Origin of the sequence: Prevotella communis (assembly GCF_022024175.1) — a bacterium.
GTDB classification, from domain to species: domain Bacteria; phylum Bacteroidota; class Bacteroidia; order Bacteroidales; family Bacteroidaceae; genus Prevotella; species Prevotella communis.
Genome location: NZ_CP091794.1, coordinates 2,644,619 through 2,666,041 on the forward strand (window position 1 = coordinate 2,644,619; position 21,423 = coordinate 2,666,041).

At 49.7% G+C, this 21,423-nt stretch carries 11 protein-coding genes; 1 reads left to right on the forward strand and 10 read right to left on the reverse strand.

Annotated features, from left to right (window positions below; genetic code table 11):
• The 6 genes from L6466_RS10785 to L6466_RS10810 all read right to left on the reverse strand — a co-directional run bounded on the left by L6466_RS10785 (window position 1) and on the right by L6466_RS10810 (window position 15,888).
• Window positions 1-2,130 (reverse strand): rhamnogalacturonan lyase family protein, encoded by a 2,130-nt coding sequence (locus L6466_RS10785; RefSeq protein ID WP_237802918.1) that lies wholly within the window; start codon window positions 2,128-2,130, stop codon window positions 1-3.
• 38 nt (window positions 2,131-2,168) lie between these two features.
• Window positions 2,169-3,578, reverse strand: coding sequence for a glycoside hydrolase family 140 protein (locus tag L6466_RS10790; RefSeq protein ID WP_237802916.1), 1,410 nt, complete (start codon window positions 3,576-3,578; stop codon window positions 2,169-2,171).
• A gap of 41 nt (window positions 3,579-3,619) precedes the next feature.
• Entirely contained in the window at window positions 3,620-8,668 is a 5,049-nt protein-coding gene (locus L6466_RS10795; protein WP_237802914.1) for a pectinesterase family protein, read from the reverse strand.
• 162 nt (window positions 8,669-8,830) lie between these two features.
• The gene (locus tag L6466_RS10800; RefSeq protein ID WP_237802913.1) at window positions 8,831-11,422 is read right to left on the reverse strand and encodes a hypothetical protein; all 2,592 of its coding nucleotides are present in this window, start codon (window positions 11,420-11,422) and stop codon (window positions 8,831-8,833) included.
• Between the two features lie 124 nt (window positions 11,423-11,546).
• Complete coding sequence (locus tag L6466_RS10805; protein WP_237802912.1) at window positions 11,547-14,129, reverse strand: alpha/beta fold hydrolase; 2,583 nt, start codon at window positions 14,127-14,129, stop codon at window positions 11,547-11,549.
• A gap of 13 nt (window positions 14,130-14,142) precedes the next feature.
• Window positions 14,143-15,888 carry a family 43 glycosylhydrolase gene (locus L6466_RS10810; RefSeq protein ID WP_237802911.1) on the reverse strand — a complete coding sequence of 582 codons (1,746 nt, stop codon included), beginning with the start codon at window positions 15,886-15,888 and terminating at the stop codon, window positions 14,143-14,145.
• A gap of 234 nt (window positions 15,889-16,122) precedes the next feature.
• On the opposite strand from L6466_RS10810, the gene L6466_RS10815 reads away from it, so the two are divergent.
• Window positions 16,123-17,727 (forward strand): helix-turn-helix domain-containing protein, encoded by a 1,605-nt coding sequence (locus L6466_RS10815; protein ID WP_237802910.1) that lies wholly within the window; start codon window positions 16,123-16,125, stop codon window positions 17,725-17,727.
• A 10-nt stretch (window positions 17,728-17,737) separates the two neighbouring features.
• Here the strand turns inward: L6466_RS10815 and L6466_RS10820 are convergent, their stop codons facing one another.
• From L6466_RS10820 to L6466_RS10835, 4 genes are all read right to left on the reverse strand, one after another.
• The gene (locus L6466_RS10820; RefSeq protein ID WP_237802909.1) at window positions 17,738-18,538 is read right to left on the reverse strand and encodes a TrmH family RNA methyltransferase; all 801 of its coding nucleotides are present in this window, start codon (window positions 18,536-18,538) and stop codon (window positions 17,738-17,740) included.
• Between the two features lie 254 nt (window positions 18,539-18,792).
• Window positions 18,793-19,710, reverse strand: coding sequence for a ribosome small subunit-dependent GTPase A (rsgA, locus tag L6466_RS10825; protein WP_237802908.1), 918 nt, complete (start codon window positions 19,708-19,710; stop codon window positions 18,793-18,795).
• A gap of 35 nt (window positions 19,711-19,745) precedes the next feature.
• Window positions 19,746-20,306, reverse strand: coding sequence for a ribosome recycling factor (frr, locus tag L6466_RS10830; RefSeq protein ID WP_237795221.1), 561 nt, complete (start codon window positions 20,304-20,306; stop codon window positions 19,746-19,748).
• Between the two features lie 141 nt (window positions 20,307-20,447).
• Window positions 20,448-21,335, reverse strand: a complete 888-nt coding sequence (locus L6466_RS10835) for a DMT family transporter (RefSeq protein WP_237802906.1) — start codon at window positions 21,333-21,335, stop codon at window positions 20,448-20,450.
• Between the last annotated feature and the right edge of the window lie 88 nt (window positions 21,336-21,423).

A 21,423-nucleotide genomic window follows, 5' to 3' on the forward strand; every position in this document is an offset into this window, starting at 1 on the left:
TTACTTATTATATACTTTCTTTCCATTCTTAATAAGGATTCCTTTGTACGACACATCCACACGCTGTCCAGACAGATTATAGATGCTGCTATTAACAGAAGTCCTATAAGTAGCAGCATTATTGATAGCCGTTGGGATGTTCACGTTCTGCGCCTTCTCTGCCTCCGCCCACGCCTCAGCATCACTCTTCAAGTCGCTGCCCAGATAGTAACCGGTATTGGTGGGCTGGTTGTAGCCTATGTTCTCGTTGAGAGCCGACATCCAATAGCAGTGGTCGGTCATCAGCCATGGGAATTTATGCGTCGTGGGATACCAGGTAGAAAATATCTTGATATCCTGCAGGCGGGTATTATCTGGCACGATAATCTCCTCACGCCAGTCGCCCACGAGGTCACCATACCATGACGGGTTAGACTTCGTGCCGTTGATGAAGGTCTCCGAGTACCGATACATCGTAAAGGTACGTCCGTACTTAGGACTCTGAACGATATTATCCTCTATCAACTGACGTGACAACGAACCATCGAACCAGATAGCCATGCCGCATCCGCCCTTCTGTCCCTTGGTATTAATAGTAGTCTCCGTCCCATCCTGCTTGATATAGTTCCCCTGATAGTAGAAGAACTCGCAACCCGGATATTCAGGGAAGAAGTCGCCCACCAGACAGCGCCCCATGTCGTTGTCACTCGTAGCGTCCTTTTTCCAGATGACTGAACCGTCGCGGGCATCGTGGAGTGCCACCATCGTCTTACCTGTCTCCAGACAGTGAAACATCTGCAGGCCTTCACGCTCAGGCAGGAACTTACCCACGTGATTGGCATCACCATGTCCCAGTCCCGTGTTCCACAAGCCTATACCATCATGATCCACTGCCATCGAGCCATACATCACCTCGTCCAGACCATCACCGTCGAGGTCGGCCACATTCAGTGAGTGGTTACCCTGACTGGCATAAGTACTATGCTTCTTGCCATCCTTGCCTGTGCCACCATCATTAGTGTCGAAGCGCCAACGCTTCGTGAGCTGTCCGTCACGCCAGTCCCACGTCTCAATGACGCTGTGACCATAGACGCCACGTCCCAGCACTACCGACGGCAGTCCCGTCTCATCGAAACAGCCTACTCCCACACGAAAGGAGCAGGCACGTTTCCAGTAACCATCTCCCCACGACGCACTGGTCTCGCGATTGATGAAGTTGTCACGGGCCAACTCACGACCAGTCTTACCATCGATGATACTGAGGAACTCTGGTCCTGCAGAGTTATAATGGTCCAGATAGCCAGGTTTCGACGTATTCAGATTGCCCCACGTACGGTAGTCTATCTTCCCATCACCGTTGGTGTCAGGAATCTCCGTGCCATCGCCAAATACCGTGCCCTCACAAGTGCGGATAGCCATCTCGGCACAACCGTCACCATCAAAGTCGGCCACGGCAAAACTGGATGAATTACCCAGGATAACGCCGGGACCGCCCTTCACACGCCACAGCAGCGTGCCGTCCAGTTTATATGCATCCCAGATGACCGCCCACAAACAGTCCTGCTGCGAATAACTGGCACCCGAGCCATCGCTTACAATATTTCCGCTCTCGTCCTTCACACTCTGCAGGCGTTTCACCACCAGTTCAAACTCGCCATCACCATCCAAGTCGCCTATGCTCACGTCGTTTGCCGTATAGACAATCTTCGACGTATTCTCATACACATCCTTCGTATCGGCCAATGGAATACTGATATAAGGCAGTCCACCTGATACCTGCGCCTTCGTCAGCGTAAAGCTTGATAGTGTCTCTGCACTACCCGCATAGGTCAGACGATAATGGTTATCCACCGTCTTACTGGCCGTGCCGTCCTGATAGCACGTACGATTCTTGATATTCGATGCGATTTTCTTCTCTGCACCAGTACCGATGGTGCGATAAAGGTCAAAGCCTGTGTCGGCATTGTCGCCAGGCAACATGCGCCACGACACCAGCACCTTTCCCGTATGCTGCTGATAGTCACCCAGTGACGCATTACTGGCGCCATTGATGCTCGCCCATAGTGCCCTGTCAGGTAGTTTTTCCGCACTGGCTACTACCGTACACAGCGCAACAAGCAACGTTGTTAAAATGTGAAGTCTTGATTTCATTGATTAGTCTTGTATATTAGTAATTTGTTTTACGGTTGCTAAGGCAAAAAAGGATAGTTCCTTGAGGCATCAACAGCAATGAGCACACCATCCTCAATACCATCAATGGTCTTATGAGGACGGAAGGTGCACACCTTACTGTCAAACTCACCCAGGAAAGTGAAGCGTCCTGTGGCAGCATCCATCCACCACACGCGTTTCTTATCGCCTGATATCTTACGCAGGTCAAGGGTCATTATACGACTTGTATAGTTATAGACCAACAGATAATCCGCGCCACGAGTAGCAATCAGACGGTCGTACTGAACACCATTTTCCCGGATGATGCTCTGGTCGGGCACACGCTCAAAATAGGGAAACGAGAGCATCAGTCGCTTCAGGTACTTCATCTGATTGAAGCCAGGGTCACGAAGCGCCTCCGTCCATTCCTTTTCACAGAAATAGGCAGGCGGAAGCCCCTTGCGATAGAACTGCATGATAGCGTTATGGCCGTAGGTATGCCCGCAACTGCCGGCAAAGACGCTCCAATAGGCGTAGCGGCGCACGTCAGATGCGTGCCAGTAGCCCTCATCGGTAACGTGCAGTCCCTTGGGAATCTCCTCATACACGGGTTCATCGTCTATGACAGGCTTCAGCGGCTGATACGACCATACCGAGTCCACATACTGCCAGTTATCCTCCTCTGTATTGTCGGGTATCGGATAGTTCACGGTCCCCATGCGCTGACCGTACTTACGATGCCCACTCTGAAAGGCATGAAAATCTATCCACGAAGCCTTGCTCCACCATTGGGCCGATGTAGTACGTCCACGAGGATGAAAAGTCATCAGATGATTCTTGTCAATCGACTTGATGGTGGTAGCAAGCGCATCCCACACCTCAGGCTTCACATCTCCCTGGATATCACCACCGATAATCCAGATGATGTTCTTGCGGTTCTTATAGCGGTTGGCCAGAAATGCTCCGTAGGCCTTCGCCTGACTGACATCCATTTTCCCCGCCTTAACGGCATTACCCCAGATGCATACCATACCGACGTAAATGCCCTGACGTTCGGCCTGATGTACAATATGGTCCATATGTTCCCAATAGGGTTCGCTCATCTGCCATGTCCCTTCAGCGTCTACCGTGAGCGACTTCTGTCCATAGACATTATACGAAGGCACCTCATTCATCACCTGCACCTGTACCATATTATATTCCGCCTCATGGCATATCTGCAGATAGTACTGCACCTCGTCGCGGTTCAACCTCTGAGGCATCAGCCATGCCGTCTCACCGAGCCAGAAGAAGGGGGTACCATCCTCATGTTGCAAAAAACGCTGGTTGTCCGATACCCGCAGTCTTCCGTGCTCCCAGGGTTTTATTTTTTGCCCTTTATCCTGTGCATCCGTTGTGACGCAAATGATCATCAACAATGCAATCAGAGCATAACATCTTAATTTCATCAATCAGTTTTGTAAGTTAGTAATGAGTTGTGTTCTCATGTTTACCGGACAATCGTCTTATGTCCGTCCACAATATAGACACCTTTCTTTCCTATCGCACCAACGTTTCTTCCTTGAAGGTCGTAAGTTCCACTTCTTACTTCTTCCTTCTTACTTCTCACTTCCTTTACGTCTGTCAGTGATTCGTTGGTGACAACTAGACCTTCCGACTCCTTACTCAAGCCTCCTGCCTCGTTGGCTGCACGAACAGTATAGGCGCCAGGTTCAGTTACTATATAGGTAGGATTCGTGGTAAATGCAACGACTGCACCATCCTTACAGATAGCCCAAAGTAAGGCGTAGTCACTATTGTCCCATGAGAGTGCAGAGCCATTCAGCGTTACATTTGTTGGTACAGGAGCCTGCTCAGTTATCAGCGAGGGCTGCCAGTCGCCAAAAGTATTAGCCATATCACCAATCACTGCAGCCTCTTCATCTGTCAGAACGGGCTCGTTGGGTGTGCCATTGATGCTGGTAGCACGCTGGCTCAGGTCAATAGCAGCACCATTGGCATTGACGGATTTGTATTCTGCGAAACGCGTAGGTCCGTTGTTCCACTCATGCCATCCTGCCTTGGCTGGCTTGGCCTTCATCGTAGTGTTGATGAAGTAGGTTTCTGCCGCAGCTGTCCAGGCACGTCCCAGATAGTAGGTGCCGTCTACATCGCTCTTGCCACCCTCGATGGTGCAGTCCTTGAACACGTAGCCATACTTGCTGTTACCCTGTGGAGCAACGACGTAGCCGCCTTTCTCGCACATGATGATATCCACCATATTAAAGAACACGTCACCCGAACCACAGATAAAGTCAGTACGACCACGGATAACACCGCCCTCAAAATAGTAGGCACCGTCTTGTTTGTTCGATACATAAGTATCCTGATATGCCCAGATGCAGGCATCCTTGAAGATGGTATGCGTAGAATAGTCGTGAAGCACGATATCTCGACCGTGAGCATCACCCATGGATGATTTCAATGTTAGGTTCTGGAAATAGCTGTTGACAGCCGAACCCTCGATAATAAGGACGTCGCCCTTGCCAATACCTTCCAACGGACAAGCCTGGCCGAAACCATTATCCCATGTAGCAGCAGGTGTATGGTTAGTAATCACGACCCCTTCCATCGACTCACCGATAAAACTGGTATTGGCTGCTTTCAGGTACGAGCGTGGGTCGTCGTATTCCTTACCGTCGCCACCCGTGGTCTTACCATTAGTATCAAATACATAATTACCATTCTTGATGAATACACGATAGCGCACGTTCTTGTCAGCACGGCTATTGGCAGCAGCCAGTGCCTCGCTGATGGTACCGTTATCAGGTACAATAAAGTCATAAAGTCCCTTTGCAACAGTTGGACGCTGCATCGTTGTGAAGGTAATGCTTACAGGCTCTGCAAACTTGTTTCCAGAGCGGTCCTGCACATAGTTGGCTGGCATGGTAAAGGTATACTGTTTGCCATAGTCCAGCATACTGTAGTCGAAGCTCACACTGCGACTGCTCCATACAGGCTGCAGTTCCTTGCCGTCAAGCATAGCTTTGCCGGCTCCCTCTACGGCCGTAATACGCTCGTCAAACGAAATGGTAATCTTTCCTGTCGCACTAATACCTGTAGCATGATCAGCAGGAATCGTAGCAGTAACCACGGGTGCCTGTTCATCAGCTTCAACGACAGCCTCACCAAGAATAAAGACATTGCCCACGCCACTCTCAGAATGGTCGCAATAATCCAGTCCATCAAACTGTTTATCGAAAGGATAGTTGGTGTTATAGACCTCGTCGCCGACACCGGTGATACGAACTACAACACGCTCCTGCCCCATCGCTTCACTCGGCAACACCAATTCTATGGGGTTGACGGCATTAGCTGTTACATCCCAAGCTTCCTTCAATTCAGTAAATTCTGCACCATTAACAGAGATTAGCGCCTTGTATTTCCTCGTGGCAGCATTCTTGGCACACATATCTGCCGTAAAGGTCGCAGCCGTGAAGCCCTTTGTTGAGAACTGATACTGGAAGGCGATGTCGCTGGTGCGATAGCCATTCTGATAAAGACCATTGATAGCACTAATTACCACACTCTCCCGGTTTCGAACCACTGGTGTACCACCATCCTTCGTATAGCACAGCGAACCGTCACTCATCTTTACCACACTACTTATGGCATTACGCTCACTATCCCATGTCTCATCAGCAGCAAAAGGATAGCCAGCAGTTGTTGTATAAGCATAACTCTGATTGCTGCTGGCATCAAATACGGCAATAAAATCCTGTACTTCGTAGTTGGCAACCAACTCCATGTCACCATTCACCGTGAGTTCACGTTCTTTCAGGGCGTTGGCATTCTCATTGGCATCAGTCCAGGAGAGAAACTTCAGTATCTTCGATTCATTGGCTGTTGCAACAATCTTGGTTCCGGCCTCGTACTGACCATCATGTTCATTGGGCGACAATACAACACTACCCATCTGACGTTCAGCATCATTAGTTACCTTTGTCGTAACCTTATATACAGGCACAGACTCAAAAACCGCCTTCACGGTCTTCTCAGAATCCATGGTGACTGTGACAGTAGGCTCAGAACTAATCACTACACCCTTAGCATCCTGCCACTCCTTAAAACGATAACCGAAGTTCTTCGTTGCTTTCAGCGTTACTACCGTACCCTCCTTAAACTGTTCCATGTCAGGCTCACGACTGATATTTCCGGCCTCAACAGATGGTACTACCTGTGTATTCAAGGTGTATTTCGTCACCTGCGCAGCAGCACCGACCAGCTGTCCCTCAATAACGACATCCGAGATACCCATTGACTTGGTCTTACCCAAACCGAGGAAATAGAAACTCAGTTCCAGAGGCTTTTCCGCCGTAGCCGTAATACCATCAACAGGTTCGCTGAATGAAGCTATATCAAGATTCTTGCCGCCACGGTTTACAGCCGCATTCTCTACCAGCACCACCTCTTCGTCACCAGCCTTTACGGCAGCACCGATATTACCACCATCCGTACCATAGCGGGCAGCCTTAAAACCCACCTTTGAAGGGACGAAAGTGAAACCATCCTCAGGAGTGAGTGTCAGCTTGAGTGCATTATCGTCAACCCGACTACTGCTAAGACTGCCCGCAGTACCGTTATAAATCTTAGTCTGATTTGTCTTGTCATTGTTCTGACCTACATACTGGATAGTTCCATCAACAGTCAAAGCCGAACCTGCCGACCATTTCTTAGCGGCAAAACCAGCGCTCAGCGTTTCAGGGGAAAACACAACATCATCACCTTGAGCCAATCCGCCCTTGTCAAGGGTATAAGTGACAGAGCCCGTGACGTTCACGCCAGCAGCATCTTTCACCTGACCACCTATAGTGACATCGGAAACACATATCCACCTGCCATTATCCACGTTTTTCGACCAGGGATAGACACGGATGAGCAACTTGTCACCCTCGTCCACCTTGATGACATCGTCAGAAGTAATTTCGTTCCATGTACTGGTCAATACAGCCGACGAGAAGATGGTCTTACGCGTCACGAAGCCATCGGTAGAATAATAAACATGACACTGGAGGGCGCCCCCACCCTGCGCCTTGATTTTCATTGAAAGACTATTGATATCGAGCTTCTTGCCCTCAGGAGCCGTCACGGCAAACTGCACATACTGGTTAGGCGAGTCGTCGATACCAGCCGTAGGCCATGCGCCCGTTTTCCCATCGGGAGCAATCAGCGCACCAAAGCCATTCACGTTGCCATATTTTCCCAGCCCTTCTAACTTGGCCGCTGCAGCTACGACATTTCCTGTAACGGTTGCCTCATCATTTGGAACCATGGGCCAGAATACGCTAAAAGGCTCGCCTCCGCCCAGTTCTATCACATTAACTGTGACGGGCACTTCAATACTCTTTGTGCCCTGTGTGGCAGTAACAGTACCATTGAACTTCCCCACAGCAGTGAGCGACACGCGGGCATAGAAAGTCTTGATAAGCGATCCGTTCTGATAGTTCACCTCTAAAGAGTTCTGCCAGTTCTGCTTATCGGTAGAGAGCATGATACCTTCCGTAGCAGTAACATTCACCGTACCTGCAGCTGGTTCCAGTCCCAATCCGCTAAGTGTCAGTTCCTTCATAGCCGTCTTACCCAAGTAGCCCTCACCCATATCAACAGAAGCGGGAGCTATAGAGAGTTCTGTAGGAATCACGATATCATCAGCAAGGATACCCTTTTCCTTCAAGAGTTGTGCACAGAGACGGGCTGCCGTCAGCGCACCAGTCAGGTTATAATGGGTGTTATCCTTCTCAGCACCTTTGTCAAACAAAGCCGCATAGCATTTGTCATACGTTCCATAACTCTCGTAGAGTTCCTTCGTGGCGCTAGTCATATCGATGAAAGCCACATTCAGTTCAGAAGCCAGTTGCTGCATCTGATAACCATAGTCCATCGTATGATCAGAGGCGGCAATCTTCTGTCCCGTCTTCAGTTGTCCGTCGATGATGGCATCAAACTTATCACCTAAGTCATGACGACCTGGACGGGTAATTTTGTTGTCACTTCCAAAGTAGCAACGACATACAGCCGATACGAGGACAGGCGTAGCACCCTTCTCCTTCACGGCATCGACAATCTGCTTCAAGCACTCCTTATAGGTTGTAGAGGGCGTCGTGCCTCGTCCGTCGCTCTTCACGGCAGCGGCATTCGTGGCATCGCCTTTGGCAGTGTAGTAAGCCTGCAGTTCCAAGTTATCCACACCATTGTATTTTCCGTCGTTGTGTGCAAACTGTATAAGCACGTAGTCGCCTGCCTCCACATTATTCTTCGCATTGTTCCACAACTCATTATAGCCGGCACGCGAATCGCGTCCGCCCTTGGCATAGTTGACCGATGTCCAGCCATTGGTCAGGAAGTTTCCGAAATACATACCCCATCCACGGGTATTCGTAGCGTTCTCGTCATAAGGTGCCATCGTAGAATCACCCAAGGTGTGCACCTTCTTAGCGCTGCCCGCTATAGTACATAGCATCAGCAATAATGCCATTAAAGCATAAAATTTTGATTTCATTGATTAGTTTTGTATATTAGTAATTGGTTTTCGGGTACAAAGGTAAGAAAAAAAATAATATCGACAATGTTTTATTCAAATAAAAATATAAGAATAAGGGGACGTGCCTGCCTTTGACAGACACAGTCCCCCTCCTCATTACTAACTTACTAACTTTAAACCTTATTGAACTAAAACCTTTTTTATTTTTCCATTGCTCATGCGAATAATACTGATACCTCTTTTCATCACCGACACCTTTGTACCAGATGTAGTATAGATGACAGATGGATATTCAGCATTTGTAGCAGATTGAGGAGCGACACCTGTGATCACCTTATTAGCCGTTTCCATAGCCCCACGAATGGCGGCGATGGCAGCAAGCGTAGCAGAAGCATTTGCCTTGTCAATCTCCACTCTCAAAGCAGCATCGATAGCATTTTTCTGTTCTTCCGGCAACTCTTCATTACCCAACAGTTCATTAGCTTCCACCACCGTCTTGTCATAACACTCGGCTATCGGTTCAGCCTCCAGGCCAAGGAAGGTGAGGCGGAAATTATCCCAGATTGACCAACGGTCTGTAACACTGGCATTCAAAGAACGGATTCCTACACGCAACTGACCATTCCATACAACCCCCACGACACTATTCTCATAAAGACCGGCAGAGAATGCCTCCGAAGCCGTCTTCATTGAATTAGGCACTACCTTGCCGTCTGTCATCGCATAGGCATTATCCTCTTTATAGAAGCCCTCTTCCTGTGCCTCATCATAGATATTCTTTACAAGCGTTTCATTAGTATTGGCATAGATTGCAGTCATCACCTGTGCCGTTCCATTGTGCCACTCAGGCTCAGCCTCAGCATTTGAAGCCGTGCGGTAGAAAGCCTGTGCATTCAGACGATAGACACCATTAGGCAATGATACTTCCTGATAGAAATCGAAGTTCTGGTTCCAGCGTTCCACATTCTGGTTTGTTGTCATACCACCTGCAGATGGGGTACCCAGTTTCTTGTTATAGCTCCAGCCATTCATACCATTATCAAAGTTGGGATTCTGGAGTTTTATCGTAGCGTCAGCACCCTTAGCCATACCGTTGTCCACCACATTCTGAATCAACTGGTTCAAGAAAGCCTTTTCCGCAATGATTTCCTCAGTATTCAGCATACAATATTTCAGGATATATCCCGACGTACCATTAGGATACAACTCGTCAGGCTCATCTTCCATCTCGATATAATCGCACAGGATATCAAACACTTCACCAGCATACGCACCCTCTCTTACCATCTTACGACCTTCTTCCCACAAAGCCAGATAGTCTGCATAAGCCGCTATATTCACCTTAATACTATCGTAGAGTAGCGTAAATTTTGGTAACTCTGCTGCCAGCTGTTCCTGTTCTGTAGCATTCTTCAGAATAGCAAGCGACTCCAGATAGACCTCTTTCAGGGGGGTATAGCATTTCTCGTTCTCGAACGACTCACCGCCATTCAGTGTTTCATCAATCCACATGCGATAGGCTTCATAGCTATTGCCAAAGTATTTCAGACGACAGCAGTCGGCCATCACCCACTGGGTACCCTCTGCAGGGAATGCCACACCAATCTTCAATGTATGATCCGATACATAAGTCAGCACGCTATAGGCTGTAGGTCCACCGGTTGTCACATCAGTTTTGGCATCACCAGCGAAGATATACGGACCGTTGGCCTGAGAATAGACACCAGCAGAGAACTGATAGATACCATTGGGCAGGTTTTCTACGACCTGAGACACACGGATATCCTGATTAGAGCCCCATAAGTTCAGTGCCGGAGCCATCATCACATCCTCAACAGAAGAGGGTACCCATCCATTCGTCTCGAAAGTCTTGGCCTTTCCTTCCTTTGTCCATCCGCCTTTACCACCTTTTACATCGGTATTGAAATCAGGGTTCTGAATACGTTCTGTGAAATCCTTGGGCTGATCGGGCGTTACATGTTTCTCATCATCCATAGAAATCAATGTCTCGCCCATTCGCTGTGCATTCTGCAACTCCTCGATCGCCGCATCGATGTTATTGTATACTGAGAGCAGTTCCTGGGTATCAATGCCCCTTGAATCCAGATCATCGATGATCGTCTTCAGTTTCAGGGCAGCCTGATAGACATGCAATTTCTCCAAATAATCTGCATAGACAGCCTCATTCACGAATATCCAGTCCACAAAGAAGGCATCCGCAAAGGCAGGATTCTGATACTCCAAAAGCGGATTGACGACGGTGCTCATATCGTCTGCACCATATCGCTCCACGCCGATACAAGTATTCGGGAAGGCATCTGAATTCTGCGTAGGATTAGCTGCCGCGCAACTGATATGATAGTTACCGTTTTCCAGTCTTGTTATTTCCCACAGATAGTCAGCCTGATCGCCCTTGTCCATATAACAACCGCCCTGATTGTCGATAAACATATAATACCATTTATTCTGCAACGGACGGAAGTCTTTGATCGTATAGGTTTTCTCGTCCCACACATAGAGGGTATCGCCAGCCTCCGTTATATTCTGCATAAGATATTTCTCTATCTTGATTTGCAGACCTTCATCTGCCACACTGGCCTGGGCTCCGAAGGCGTTTCCTTGAGTAAGGAATTGTTTTGTACCTACATTATATAGATACATTGGTTCATCTACAATCATTTCTGATGATTCCTGAACAACAGGCTTCATCCATTGGGCCGATGCCATACCAGCACAGGCAGCAACCCACAAGGTTAATAACATTCGTTTCATTGTTTGTTTTGTTTTAGTAAAAAAAGTGCTGCAAAGGTAGAGATTTCCTTTGCAGCAGGCTTTCAATGTTGTAACAAACCGTTGTAACAATGTAACAAACGGCCTTTTCCCCTTTATTTTACGACTATTTTTTCAGGAATTTCTCCAATTGTCTGGCCTCCTCCTGAAACTCCTTGGGTTTGAAACCGTGACCGGCACCGGGAATGATGTGGAGACGAGCATCCTTGTAAAGCTTCTGGGCGCGCTTCGAATCATCGATGAGCACCACCTGGTCTTTGTCACCCTGCACGATAAGTACAGGCCCACGATACTTGCCAATGATTTTGAAGGTATTCATGTCGTGAATCTCCTCGAAGAAGCGGCGTCCCATCTTCACGCCCCACAACTCAGTCACCTCAGGGATGTCCGACAGCTTCGGATAGCGGGCGCGCCAGTTCTCTGGGATGCAGAGGGCGGGGTATACGAGCACCAGCTGACTAACCTTATCCTTCATCTGTGCGGCGGTGAGGGCCGACACCAGTCCGCCCTGACTCTCACCAATGAGCACGATATGCTGGTGTCCCTGACGACGGAAATAGTTGACGATGGCACGCAGGTCGCTTTGCTCGTCAAATATTGACATATTCAGCGTATTATTGTCCGAACGGCTTTTCACTGAGCCGCAGGGGAAGTCGAAGGCATAGCACTGATAGCCCAGTTTCTCCATCACGTCGAAGTAGTTGCGGCCATAATGGTATGTGCCGTTGAAGCCGTGAGCGATAATCGCGATAGGAAGACCCTCCACCAGCCCCTCCCTGTAAGTGAGGGGAGTAAATAGTTCGCCGTAGATTTGGCGGTCGCCGTTCTGAATCCAGAGGGGCTTTACGTTCTTAAAGTTGACAAAGTGCTTGGCCTGAATGGTCCAGCCCTGATAACCTTTAGCTTCCCCACCTACAAAGGTTTCTGCTGGAGCGGCCTTGCCTTTCAGTTGCCAGTCGAGCCAGTCGATGACCAATCGGGCATAGTCGCCACCATTTTTTTCTTTATACGTGCCACCATGTCCTGAGGCTGGATGGTTGGCCCATGCCACGGGCACATGGCCAATACGCTCGAAGTCCTTTTTGGCATTCCCGTAGGCCACGTCGCTCTCGCCGCCCGTTACATACAGAATTGGTGTGTGCACTTTCAACAGCGAGGCCCTGCTGGCACCCGCCATCTCCATATCACCCATACCAGCATTCATAATCATCAGCGTCTTCAGGCGCGGGTCGGCAGCATTCCAAAGCGCCTGCGCACCACCACACGAATGACCAGCCGCGGCGATGCGGGTCGTGTCGATATACTGATAGTAGGCGCTGCTCTTAAGTGTGTTCTGACGCAGCATCCAGTCCAGTCCGCGCTTCAGTTCGCTCGACTCTGTAGGACTCTGCTTCCGACTGTCGAGATAGGCCTCTATCTCACCGATAGCCATCACCACGTAACCGTGCGACGCTATCTCCGTGAGCATCCGCTCGTAGCCGGCACTGGTATCCATACACCCACCGTTGGCCCACATCAGCAGTGGCAACTTGCCCTGACGTGCATGGGCATGTGCCAGATCCTTGGGACGATAGACCACGAAGTTCTCGGCACCCTTTTCTTTCACGGCGATGGCCTTGAACATGCCAGAGCCACCCTCGTCGATAGTCTTTACTGTCGGATTCTCCACAAATCCCTCCATGATAGCCGTGGGCTGAGCCTTACTGTTGAAGGCGCCCAGTTTATAGCCACCTGGCAGACACTGGGGCTCCCAATAGAAGACACCACGACAGTGACCGTCGGTCTCGGTCTGCGCCTCACGAACCACGCGGGTCAGTTGGCGACGGCCCTCCTCCATCAACTCAGGATGCTGTTCGTCCACTTCGAAGCCCGTCTCCACAATCATCACGTCGCATCCGTATTTCTTGCTGCAATAGCGGATATTGCGCATGCAGTCGGTGATGATACTGTCGGGATCCAGCTCCGGGTGCTTTTCGCGTGCCCAGTAGGGATAGAGCGACATGCCGATCATGTCCCACTTGCCGCCATATTTCTTCACAATATCAAGGTTATAGTCATAGAGCGACTGCTTGTGACCGCGGTCCAAGTGGATGATGACGATGCTCTGGGGGAAGACCTCCTTCACGGCATCGTAGCCTGCGCGGATGAAGCCAGCGTATCGCTTGGGGTTTTTCTCGATATGTCCCATAGGCCAGAGCATGCCGTTGGCTGTCTCATTGCCCACCTGCACCCAGCGAGGCGTAATGCCATTCTGCTTCAGCATGGTGAGCACGTCGATGGTATGTTCCCTCACGTCGCGCTTCATCTGCTTGAAGCTGTGTCCCTTCCAGGCGGCGGGAATGCCCTGCTGCTTGGGGTCGGCCCACGTGTCGCTGTAGTGGAAGTCCACCATCAGGTCCATATTCAGCGCCTTTACGCGCTTGGCCATGGCCAACAGCTCGTTTTTGTCGCAGCTGCCACCACGCGGATTCACCCAGACACGCATTCGGATGGCCGATATCTGATAGTCGGTCTTCAACAGTTCCAGGCACTCACGCTCCCGTCCGTTGCGATCATGGAACTTGACACCACGTCGCTCCTGTCCCTGCAGGAATCCCACGTCGGCGCCCTTTACGAAATCTGCTTCTTGAGCACGGCCGGTAAATGGCAGGCCGATAAAAAGCAGTAACAATGTAAAAAAGGTTTTCATCTTTGAGAAATATTTATGGTCTTACAATTTTATAACTCCTTAATTTCCCGTTTATTGTCTCACGGACGATATTGAAGCCCCGGTGTGGCTGGGAGGAGCGGGCGCCACTGAGATTGTAGTAGCATCGCTGCGGGGTGGCAGTTGACAAGTTCTGGCTGATGCCTGTAGCATCCTCTTTATCACCCTTGCGCACCAGCGAAACCTCGTCGATATGGCACCAGGCATTGGCCTTGCCGTCAGCATAGAAGCCCAGTTCCACCTGACCGCCGCTGACCTGCAGATCTTCGATGATCACCTCATGCCATTTGCTGTCGCTATAAGGCATGTCGGCACGACGCGTCTCATTGCCCACCTTAGCATACATATAGAGCTCATTAAACTGACTACCGCTCTTGACGTAGCATTTCAGAGTGTAGCGTCCGTCCTTCAGTTCTACCACAGGCGTGGACTTCACCGTCTGACTCACCTTGCGCGTAAAGTCCACCTTATCCTGAATGTTCAGACAGTAGTTGCCAGTCACCACCTGTCGGTCTTCCTTCGAGTTACTGGCATTGAGCACGGGCGAGTCGGCCCCGCCAATAGCCACCTTATTACCTTTGATAACCGTGGTCTTCCAACCCTTCAGATCTGCCTGACTGGGTTTATTGCTGCTGGGTATACTGACACGATCGGCATTGAAGAAATGATTCCTCACGTAATTATTATCATCGCCTACCCACCATTCGCCAGTCTCAGCATCAAGATGCCACTGTGAGAGCGCATTAAAGTAAGGCTTGCCATCAACAAAAGAGATGGGGCACCACTGGTTGTACCCCTTACCATTGCCTGCAAAGCCTGCCCAACGGTCACCGCAATAGATGACGGTCTCCTGCTTCGAGCCGCGCACGGTATAGAAGAAACCCGTCTGCGTGACGTGTCCGTAGTCTGCATCTGCACCAGGCATCTTCTGCATACTGTTCGTAGGTGTATAGGGACCGTAGATATTGCTCGACTCCAGGTAATACACATTCGAGGCATTCCAGCCATAGAGGTCGCTCGCGCACACGTAATACTTATTTTTATACTTGAACATACAGTCGCCTTCACGTCCGCTGCCCTTGTAAATCTGGTGACAGTCCTTCAGTCCAATCTTGCCATCAGAACATACACCAATCTCCGACAGATAAATCTTACTGCGTCCCTTACCGTAGCTGTAGCAGAGATACGACTTGCCTGTATCGGGATCCGTGAATACCGTCATATCGCCCGTATTCGGCGTACCAATGATGCTGGTCATGTCAATCTCGTTATGACGGGCGTAGTTGCCAGTTGGTGTAGCGCACGTAGCCACCAGCACATGGTCGTTGAACTGTGTCAGCAACGCATACTTCTTGGCCTCTGCGATATAGGCCACACCCATGCGTCCCACCCAGTAGGCCCAGCCGGCCGATGACGGGGTAAGCACATCACGCACATACGTCCAGTTCACCAGGTCATCACTCACGTAGCACGTCACACCCAGAAAATTGGTCACATTACTCTTACTGCCTGCCAGCGCCTTCGGACAGTAGTCCACTGCCTCCTGATACTTTGCACCGTACCAATAATAATGCTCCACGCCCTGCGAATCCGGGAAACGGAAGATGCCCCCACCCTGACTGTAGATATAACTACCCGTGGTGGTCTTCCAGAACGTGTCGTTAGTAATCACAAAATTTTTGGCCTGCGTGGCTGTCGTAACAGCCAGCAGACCCAAGATAAGAGTTAATACCTGTTTCATTTATGTAGTTGTAGTTTGTTTTGTCGGGTGCAAAAGTACGAATAATGCTTAAAAGTGAGTTTCACTCTTGTAACTTCTCGTTGAAATTATGTAACTTTGCACAATAAAACTGCGCGAAGCAGTAACAAAACTAATCTGAAACGAATGAAACATTACTATACTATACTATTTTTGCTATTGTTATTTCCCCTTTTGGGCATTGCTCAGGAGCCGCAAGTGTTGACTTTTCCACGATTGGAACAACTGTCGTCCCAATATGTAACGCAGGTGATACAGGACTCGGAAGGATTCCTCTGGTATGGCACTGAGGGCGGTGGTGTTTGTCGTGACGACGGGCATCAGATTCTGGTATTCCGTAGCGATGCCGAGCATCCTGACCTCCTTGGCAGCAATAACATTGCATGTATGGCTGAGGCCGACCAGCGCTATATAATAATAGGTACATTTCACGGTGCCTTCCTCCTTGACAAGCATGACTATAGCATTTCCAGGATGACTGAGGTGGACGACAAACGTGTCAACGACATCATCATCGGTCGTGACGGACACTGGTGGATTACGGCCAATAAGAAGGTTTACGAATATGCCGACCGTCAACTACAGAAGATTTATCCCGTAGGCGATAAGTACATTTTCCGTCTGTACGAAGACGAACAGGGAATGATCTGGGCTATGGAATGGGAAGGTGGCGTGCTGCAACTGAAAGACGGACACTTCTCACTGGTCCGTGCAGAGTATGACACTATCGACTTCAGTCGCGAGATGACCGACAAGCAGGGACGGCGACTCATCGCCAATGGATGGGGAGAGTGCTTTGCCCTGAACAACACCACCATCAAACCTTTCTTCGATGGAGAACCTCTCACGAAGGCTGCCGCTGACTCTATACGCATAGTCAACGGACTGTCAGAGCGTCCCACCGCGGTCGCCATCGACCTGCAAGGCAACCTATGGTTCAGCACCGGCAAGAATATACGCTGCAAGACCAAGGATACAGAACAAATCATTCTCCCTGAGACCAAGGATGTCTCTGCCATGGTCTTTGCAAAGGATGGCACCCTTTGGCTCGCCACTATCTTCGGCACCATCATGACCTATAAAGACGGTCAGCTTCTTACCGACGAATACGCCTCCAACGAATATGGTGATGCCGTTGTAGACTTGCAGATGGACAAATCCGGACGCCTCATCATCGTATACGACCGCTATGTGCGACTCTACGACCCCACCAGACAAACGCTCCGCCAGCAGAATCTTGAAGATGAGGGCATCTATCGCATCGAACTGCAGGAGACAGAGCCCGGCAAACGATGGAGTATGCCACAGCAGAGTGTCGCAGAACAGATGCCCCTGTGGATATGGTGGTTGCTTGGCAGCCTGCTTCTTATGCTGCTCGCCCTCTCGGGCTACATCCTCTTCCTCCGTCGTCAGCGCCAGCGTTTCCTGGTTGTCATGAAGAGAAAGACAACAACGCCAGAGCAGACACAGGAAGAGCAGACAGCAGAAGAACAACCCAGTCTGAATGATGAATGGCTACAGCAAGCTATCGACTACGTTGAGAAGAATATAACTGACGAGCACTACAGCGTAGAACAACTGAGCAACGACCTCTGCATGAGTCGCATGACCCTCTATCGCAAGATACAGTCGGCCACAGGTCAGAAGCCTACTGAGTTTATCCGCACCATCCGTATGCGCCGTGCTGCCGAACTGCTGCGCGAAGGCCGTCTGACCATCACCGAAATCAGTTATGCCACGGGGTTTTCATCCGTCAGCTATTTCAGCCGCTGTTTCCGCACCATGTACGGTGTGGCCCCCACCCAGTTTATCACTTCTTAGCCGTTGTGCACTACTTATTGGCCAGTTCCCAGAAAGCCACAGCCGCTGCTGCCGCCACATTGAGGGAGTCAACGCCATGCGCCATAGGGATGCGCACCACATAATCAGTGGAGGCGATAGTCTCCTTAGGGAGTCCGTCGCCCTCCGTACCCATCACAATAGCTAGACGGGCTTCGGCTTTAAGGACAGGGTCATCGAGCGAGATGGATTTATCTGTTAGGGCCATCGCTACAGTCTTGAAGCCCAACGCCTTCAGGTCCTCATAACTGTCGAGCCACGTCCAGGGCACCAGGAATACAGAACCCATCGACACGCGCACAGCCCTGCGGTTCCACGGGTCGCACGAGTTACGCGTGAGCAGCACCGCCTCGATACCCAGGGCAGCAGCCGAACGAAAGATGGCACCGATATTCGTGGTATCGACCACCCCATCGATAACGACAACACGGCGGGCGCCAGCAACAATATCCTGCAAAGACTTAGACTGCGGACGACGCATCGCGCAAAGCACGCCACGCGTCAGGGTATAGCCCGTGAGTTGCGCCAGCAAATCACGGTCGCCTGTATATACGGGGATATCACCACAACGGGCAATGATATCAGCGGCATCGCCCGTGATATGACGACGCTCGCAGAGCAGCGACAACGGTTCGTAGCCCGCATCGAGCGCCACACGGATTACCTTGGGACTCTCTGCTATAAATATACCTTTTTCTGGGTCAAGGGCATTGCGCAACTGTGCTTCGGTCAACTGACCGAATACCTCGAGCCCCGGCTCGTTTAACGATGATATTTCCTTTATGCTAGACATAATATCATGTTTATAAAAGACACAATAACATAGTTTTTTTACTGGACCTAAAGGTCCTTTTGTCTGAAACTAATTGGCGTAATTAGCGTAATTTATTCGTAATTTTAATTATGACAAAATTATGCTTATTATGGTAATTTGTTTCCACGTCAGACCTTTAGGTCCTTATATGTTAATCTGTTCTTGCGTCCTTTCAGTAGCAAGCGAGCAAAGCTCGAGCGACTGTGTCTTTAAACTTAAAGTTTAATCTGTCTCTACTGGGATTCGCGGTATTTTCCCTCCTCCTTATCATCGAGCATCGAGAGGTACGACTGGTAGCGGCTCTCTGCGATATAATGTTCCTCCACGGCTTTCAGCACAGCACATCCAGGCTCATGGGTATGCGTACAGTTAGAAAAACGGCAGTCCTTTGAGAAGTGGAAGATATCCTTGAAATAACTGGTAATCTCTTCCGGCTCCATGTCGAACGTTCCGAATCCCTTGATTCCCGGTGTATCAATAAGGTAACCAGAGTCGAGGCTTATCATCTCACTAAACGTGGTGGTGTGCATACCCGTATTGTGGGCATCACTAATCTCGGCTGTGCGCAGGTTGGCACCAGGCACCAATCGGTTGATAAGCGTAGATTTCCCCACACCACTATTACCACTGAGCAGCGTAATCTTTCCATCCAGCATTGAATGCAGTTCATCCACGCCATCGCCCGTCTCTGCCGATATCTGACGACACTCATACCCAATGGTCTCGTAGAGATTCACCACGGCCTGCTGATAATGCAGTGCATCCTCATCCAGCAAGTCCGTCTTATTGAATACCAAGACCACCGGCACACGATAAGCCTCAGCCGAAGCCAGGAAACGATCAATAAAGGTCGTTGAGGTCTGCGGATTAGCCACGGTGACAATCAGGAAAGCCTGGTCCACATTAGCCGCAATGATATGACTCTGCTTCGACAGGTTGATACTCTTACGGATAATATAGTTACGACGATCCTCGATGTTGACGATCCATCCCTCCTCGTTCACCTCTACCCTGTCGCCCACAGCCACAGGATTGGTGGTACGGATACCCTTCAGGCGGAAGTTACCCTTCACCTTACAATCAAGCAGTTGGCCATCGTCCGTTCGAACGGTGTACCAACTGCCTGTATTTTTAACGACGAGTCCTTTCAATTGTCAATTATCAATTATCAATTGTCAATTACCAATTAAACCGTCATAATTTCCTTATTCTTGGCTTCCATCAGTTCGTCAAGTCTCTTGATGTACTTGTCGTGCAACTTCTGAAGGTCGTTCTCAGCATCCTTCTCCAAGTCCTCAGAGAGTCCGTCCTTGATAGCCTTCTTCAGCTTCTCCTTGATATCGCCACGCACATTGCGCACCTCCACCTTGGCCTTCTCAGCAATTTTGTTGCACTGCTTCACCAGGTCACGACGACGCTCCTCCGTAGGCTGAGGAATAGCCAGACGGATAATCTCACCGTTGTTCTCAGGCGTGATGCCTACATCGCTATCCATGATAGCCTTCTCAATATCACGAATCTGCTTCTTATCCCAAGGCTTGATAGCAATGGTACGAGCATCGGGACAGTTCACGGTAGCCACCTGGTTCAGGGGTACGCGACTGCCGTAGGATTCCACACGAACGCCATCCAGAATGGCGGTATTAGCACGACCGGCGCGAATACGGTTCAGTTCCTCTTCCAGGTACATAGCCGCCATTTCCATGCGCTCTTCGGCCTGTCCTAAAGTCTCTTTTACGTCAATCATTTTTGTATCTATTTAAATTTCTGCTGACAAATTTACCACATTTATTTGAATTGCGCAATAAAACGGTATGATTTTTTGTATTTTTTATTCAATCTTCCCTCTTCCATCTTACATCTTACATCTTCCCTCTTCCATCAGCCCTCAGCCCTCAGCCTTATTACAAAGGTACATGCCTGCGAGTATCAGCACCGTGCCGATAATGAAATAGAGGGTGATACGCTCTGAGAGCACCATCCAGGCAAAGAGCACCGTGGTCACGGGGTTGAAATACACATAGTTGGTCACCGCCACCTCACCTATCTTCTTCATGGCCCAGTTCCATGCCAGGAAGCACACCATCGAGGCGATACATCCCAGGAACAGCAGGTTACCCATCACATCCGCCCGCATCAACACGCTGAGCGGCGGCATTCCAGGCCATATCATAAAATAAGGAATCATAAATACCAAACCATAGAAAAACACCTTTCTGGTGATGAATAGTGTGCGGTATCGCTGGTTGGCCGGAATCATCAGCAGAGAGTAAAACGCCCAACAGAGGCAGGCCATAAAAGCCAGCGTATCACCAAGGGGCGACAGATGTAGCACGAAATGTCCGTTGAGCACCACCACGATAACACCCAATGCCGCCATCAGCGTGCCCACAATCTGAATGCCATGCAGTCGCTGGGAGCGATAGAACATACCTATCAGTGCCATGGCGAATAGCGGACTCAGGCAGACGATGAGCGACGTATTCGTCGTCGTGGTATAAATCATCGAACTATTCTCCGTCAGGAAATACAGCGAACCGCCCGTCAATCCCAGTGCCGCCATCAGCAGTTCGTCTTTCCACGACGAAGCAAACAGCCTGAACGATTTCTTTGGCAGGGAATAAGCCAGCAGCATCACGTAAGCGATGATGAATCGCAGCACAAAGATCTGTGCCGCCGAGAGTCCCGCCATCAATAATAGTTTGGTATAAACAAACGTGGTGCCCCATAAAGCCACCACCAGAAAAGCCGTTAAATGATAAATTATCCTGTTCATAGTCAGTTAAGTGGGGTGCAAAGGTACGAATAAGCGAGAACAATACAAAACAATAATCGATTTTTTGTTTTTATTGTCGAGCGAAAGT

Coding starts and splice junctions, on each gene's coding strand:
- L6466_RS10785 (WP_237802918.1), bottom strand. CDS start 2,130: ATGAAATCAAGACTTCACATTTTAACAACGTTGCTTGTTGCGCTGTGT.
- L6466_RS10790 (WP_237802916.1), bottom strand. CDS start 3,578: ATGAAATTAAGATGTTATGCTCTGATTGCATTGTTGATGATCATTTGC.
- L6466_RS10795 (WP_237802914.1), bottom strand. CDS start 8,668: ATGAAATCAAAATTTTATGCTTTAATGGCATTATTGCTGATGCTATGT.
- L6466_RS10800 (WP_237802913.1), bottom strand. CDS start 11,422: ATGAAACGAATGTTATTAACCTTGTGGGTTGCTGCCTGTGCTGGTATG.
- L6466_RS10805 (WP_237802912.1), bottom strand. CDS start 14,129: ATGAAAACCTTTTTTACATTGTTACTGCTTTTTATCGGCCTGCCATTT.
- L6466_RS10810 (WP_237802911.1), bottom strand. CDS start 15,888: ATGAAACAGGTATTAACTCTTATCTTGGGTCTGCTGGCTGTTACGACA.
- L6466_RS10820 (WP_237802909.1), bottom strand. CDS start 18,538: ATGTCTAGCATAAAGGAAATATCATCGTTAAACGAGCCGGGGCTCGAG.
- frr (WP_237795221.1), bottom strand. CDS start 20,306: ATGATTGACGTAAAAGAGACTTTAGGACAGGCCGAAGAGCGCATGGAA.
- L6466_RS10835 (WP_237802906.1), bottom strand. CDS start 21,335: ATGAACAGGATAATTTATCATTTAACGGCTTTTCTGGTGGTGGCTTTA.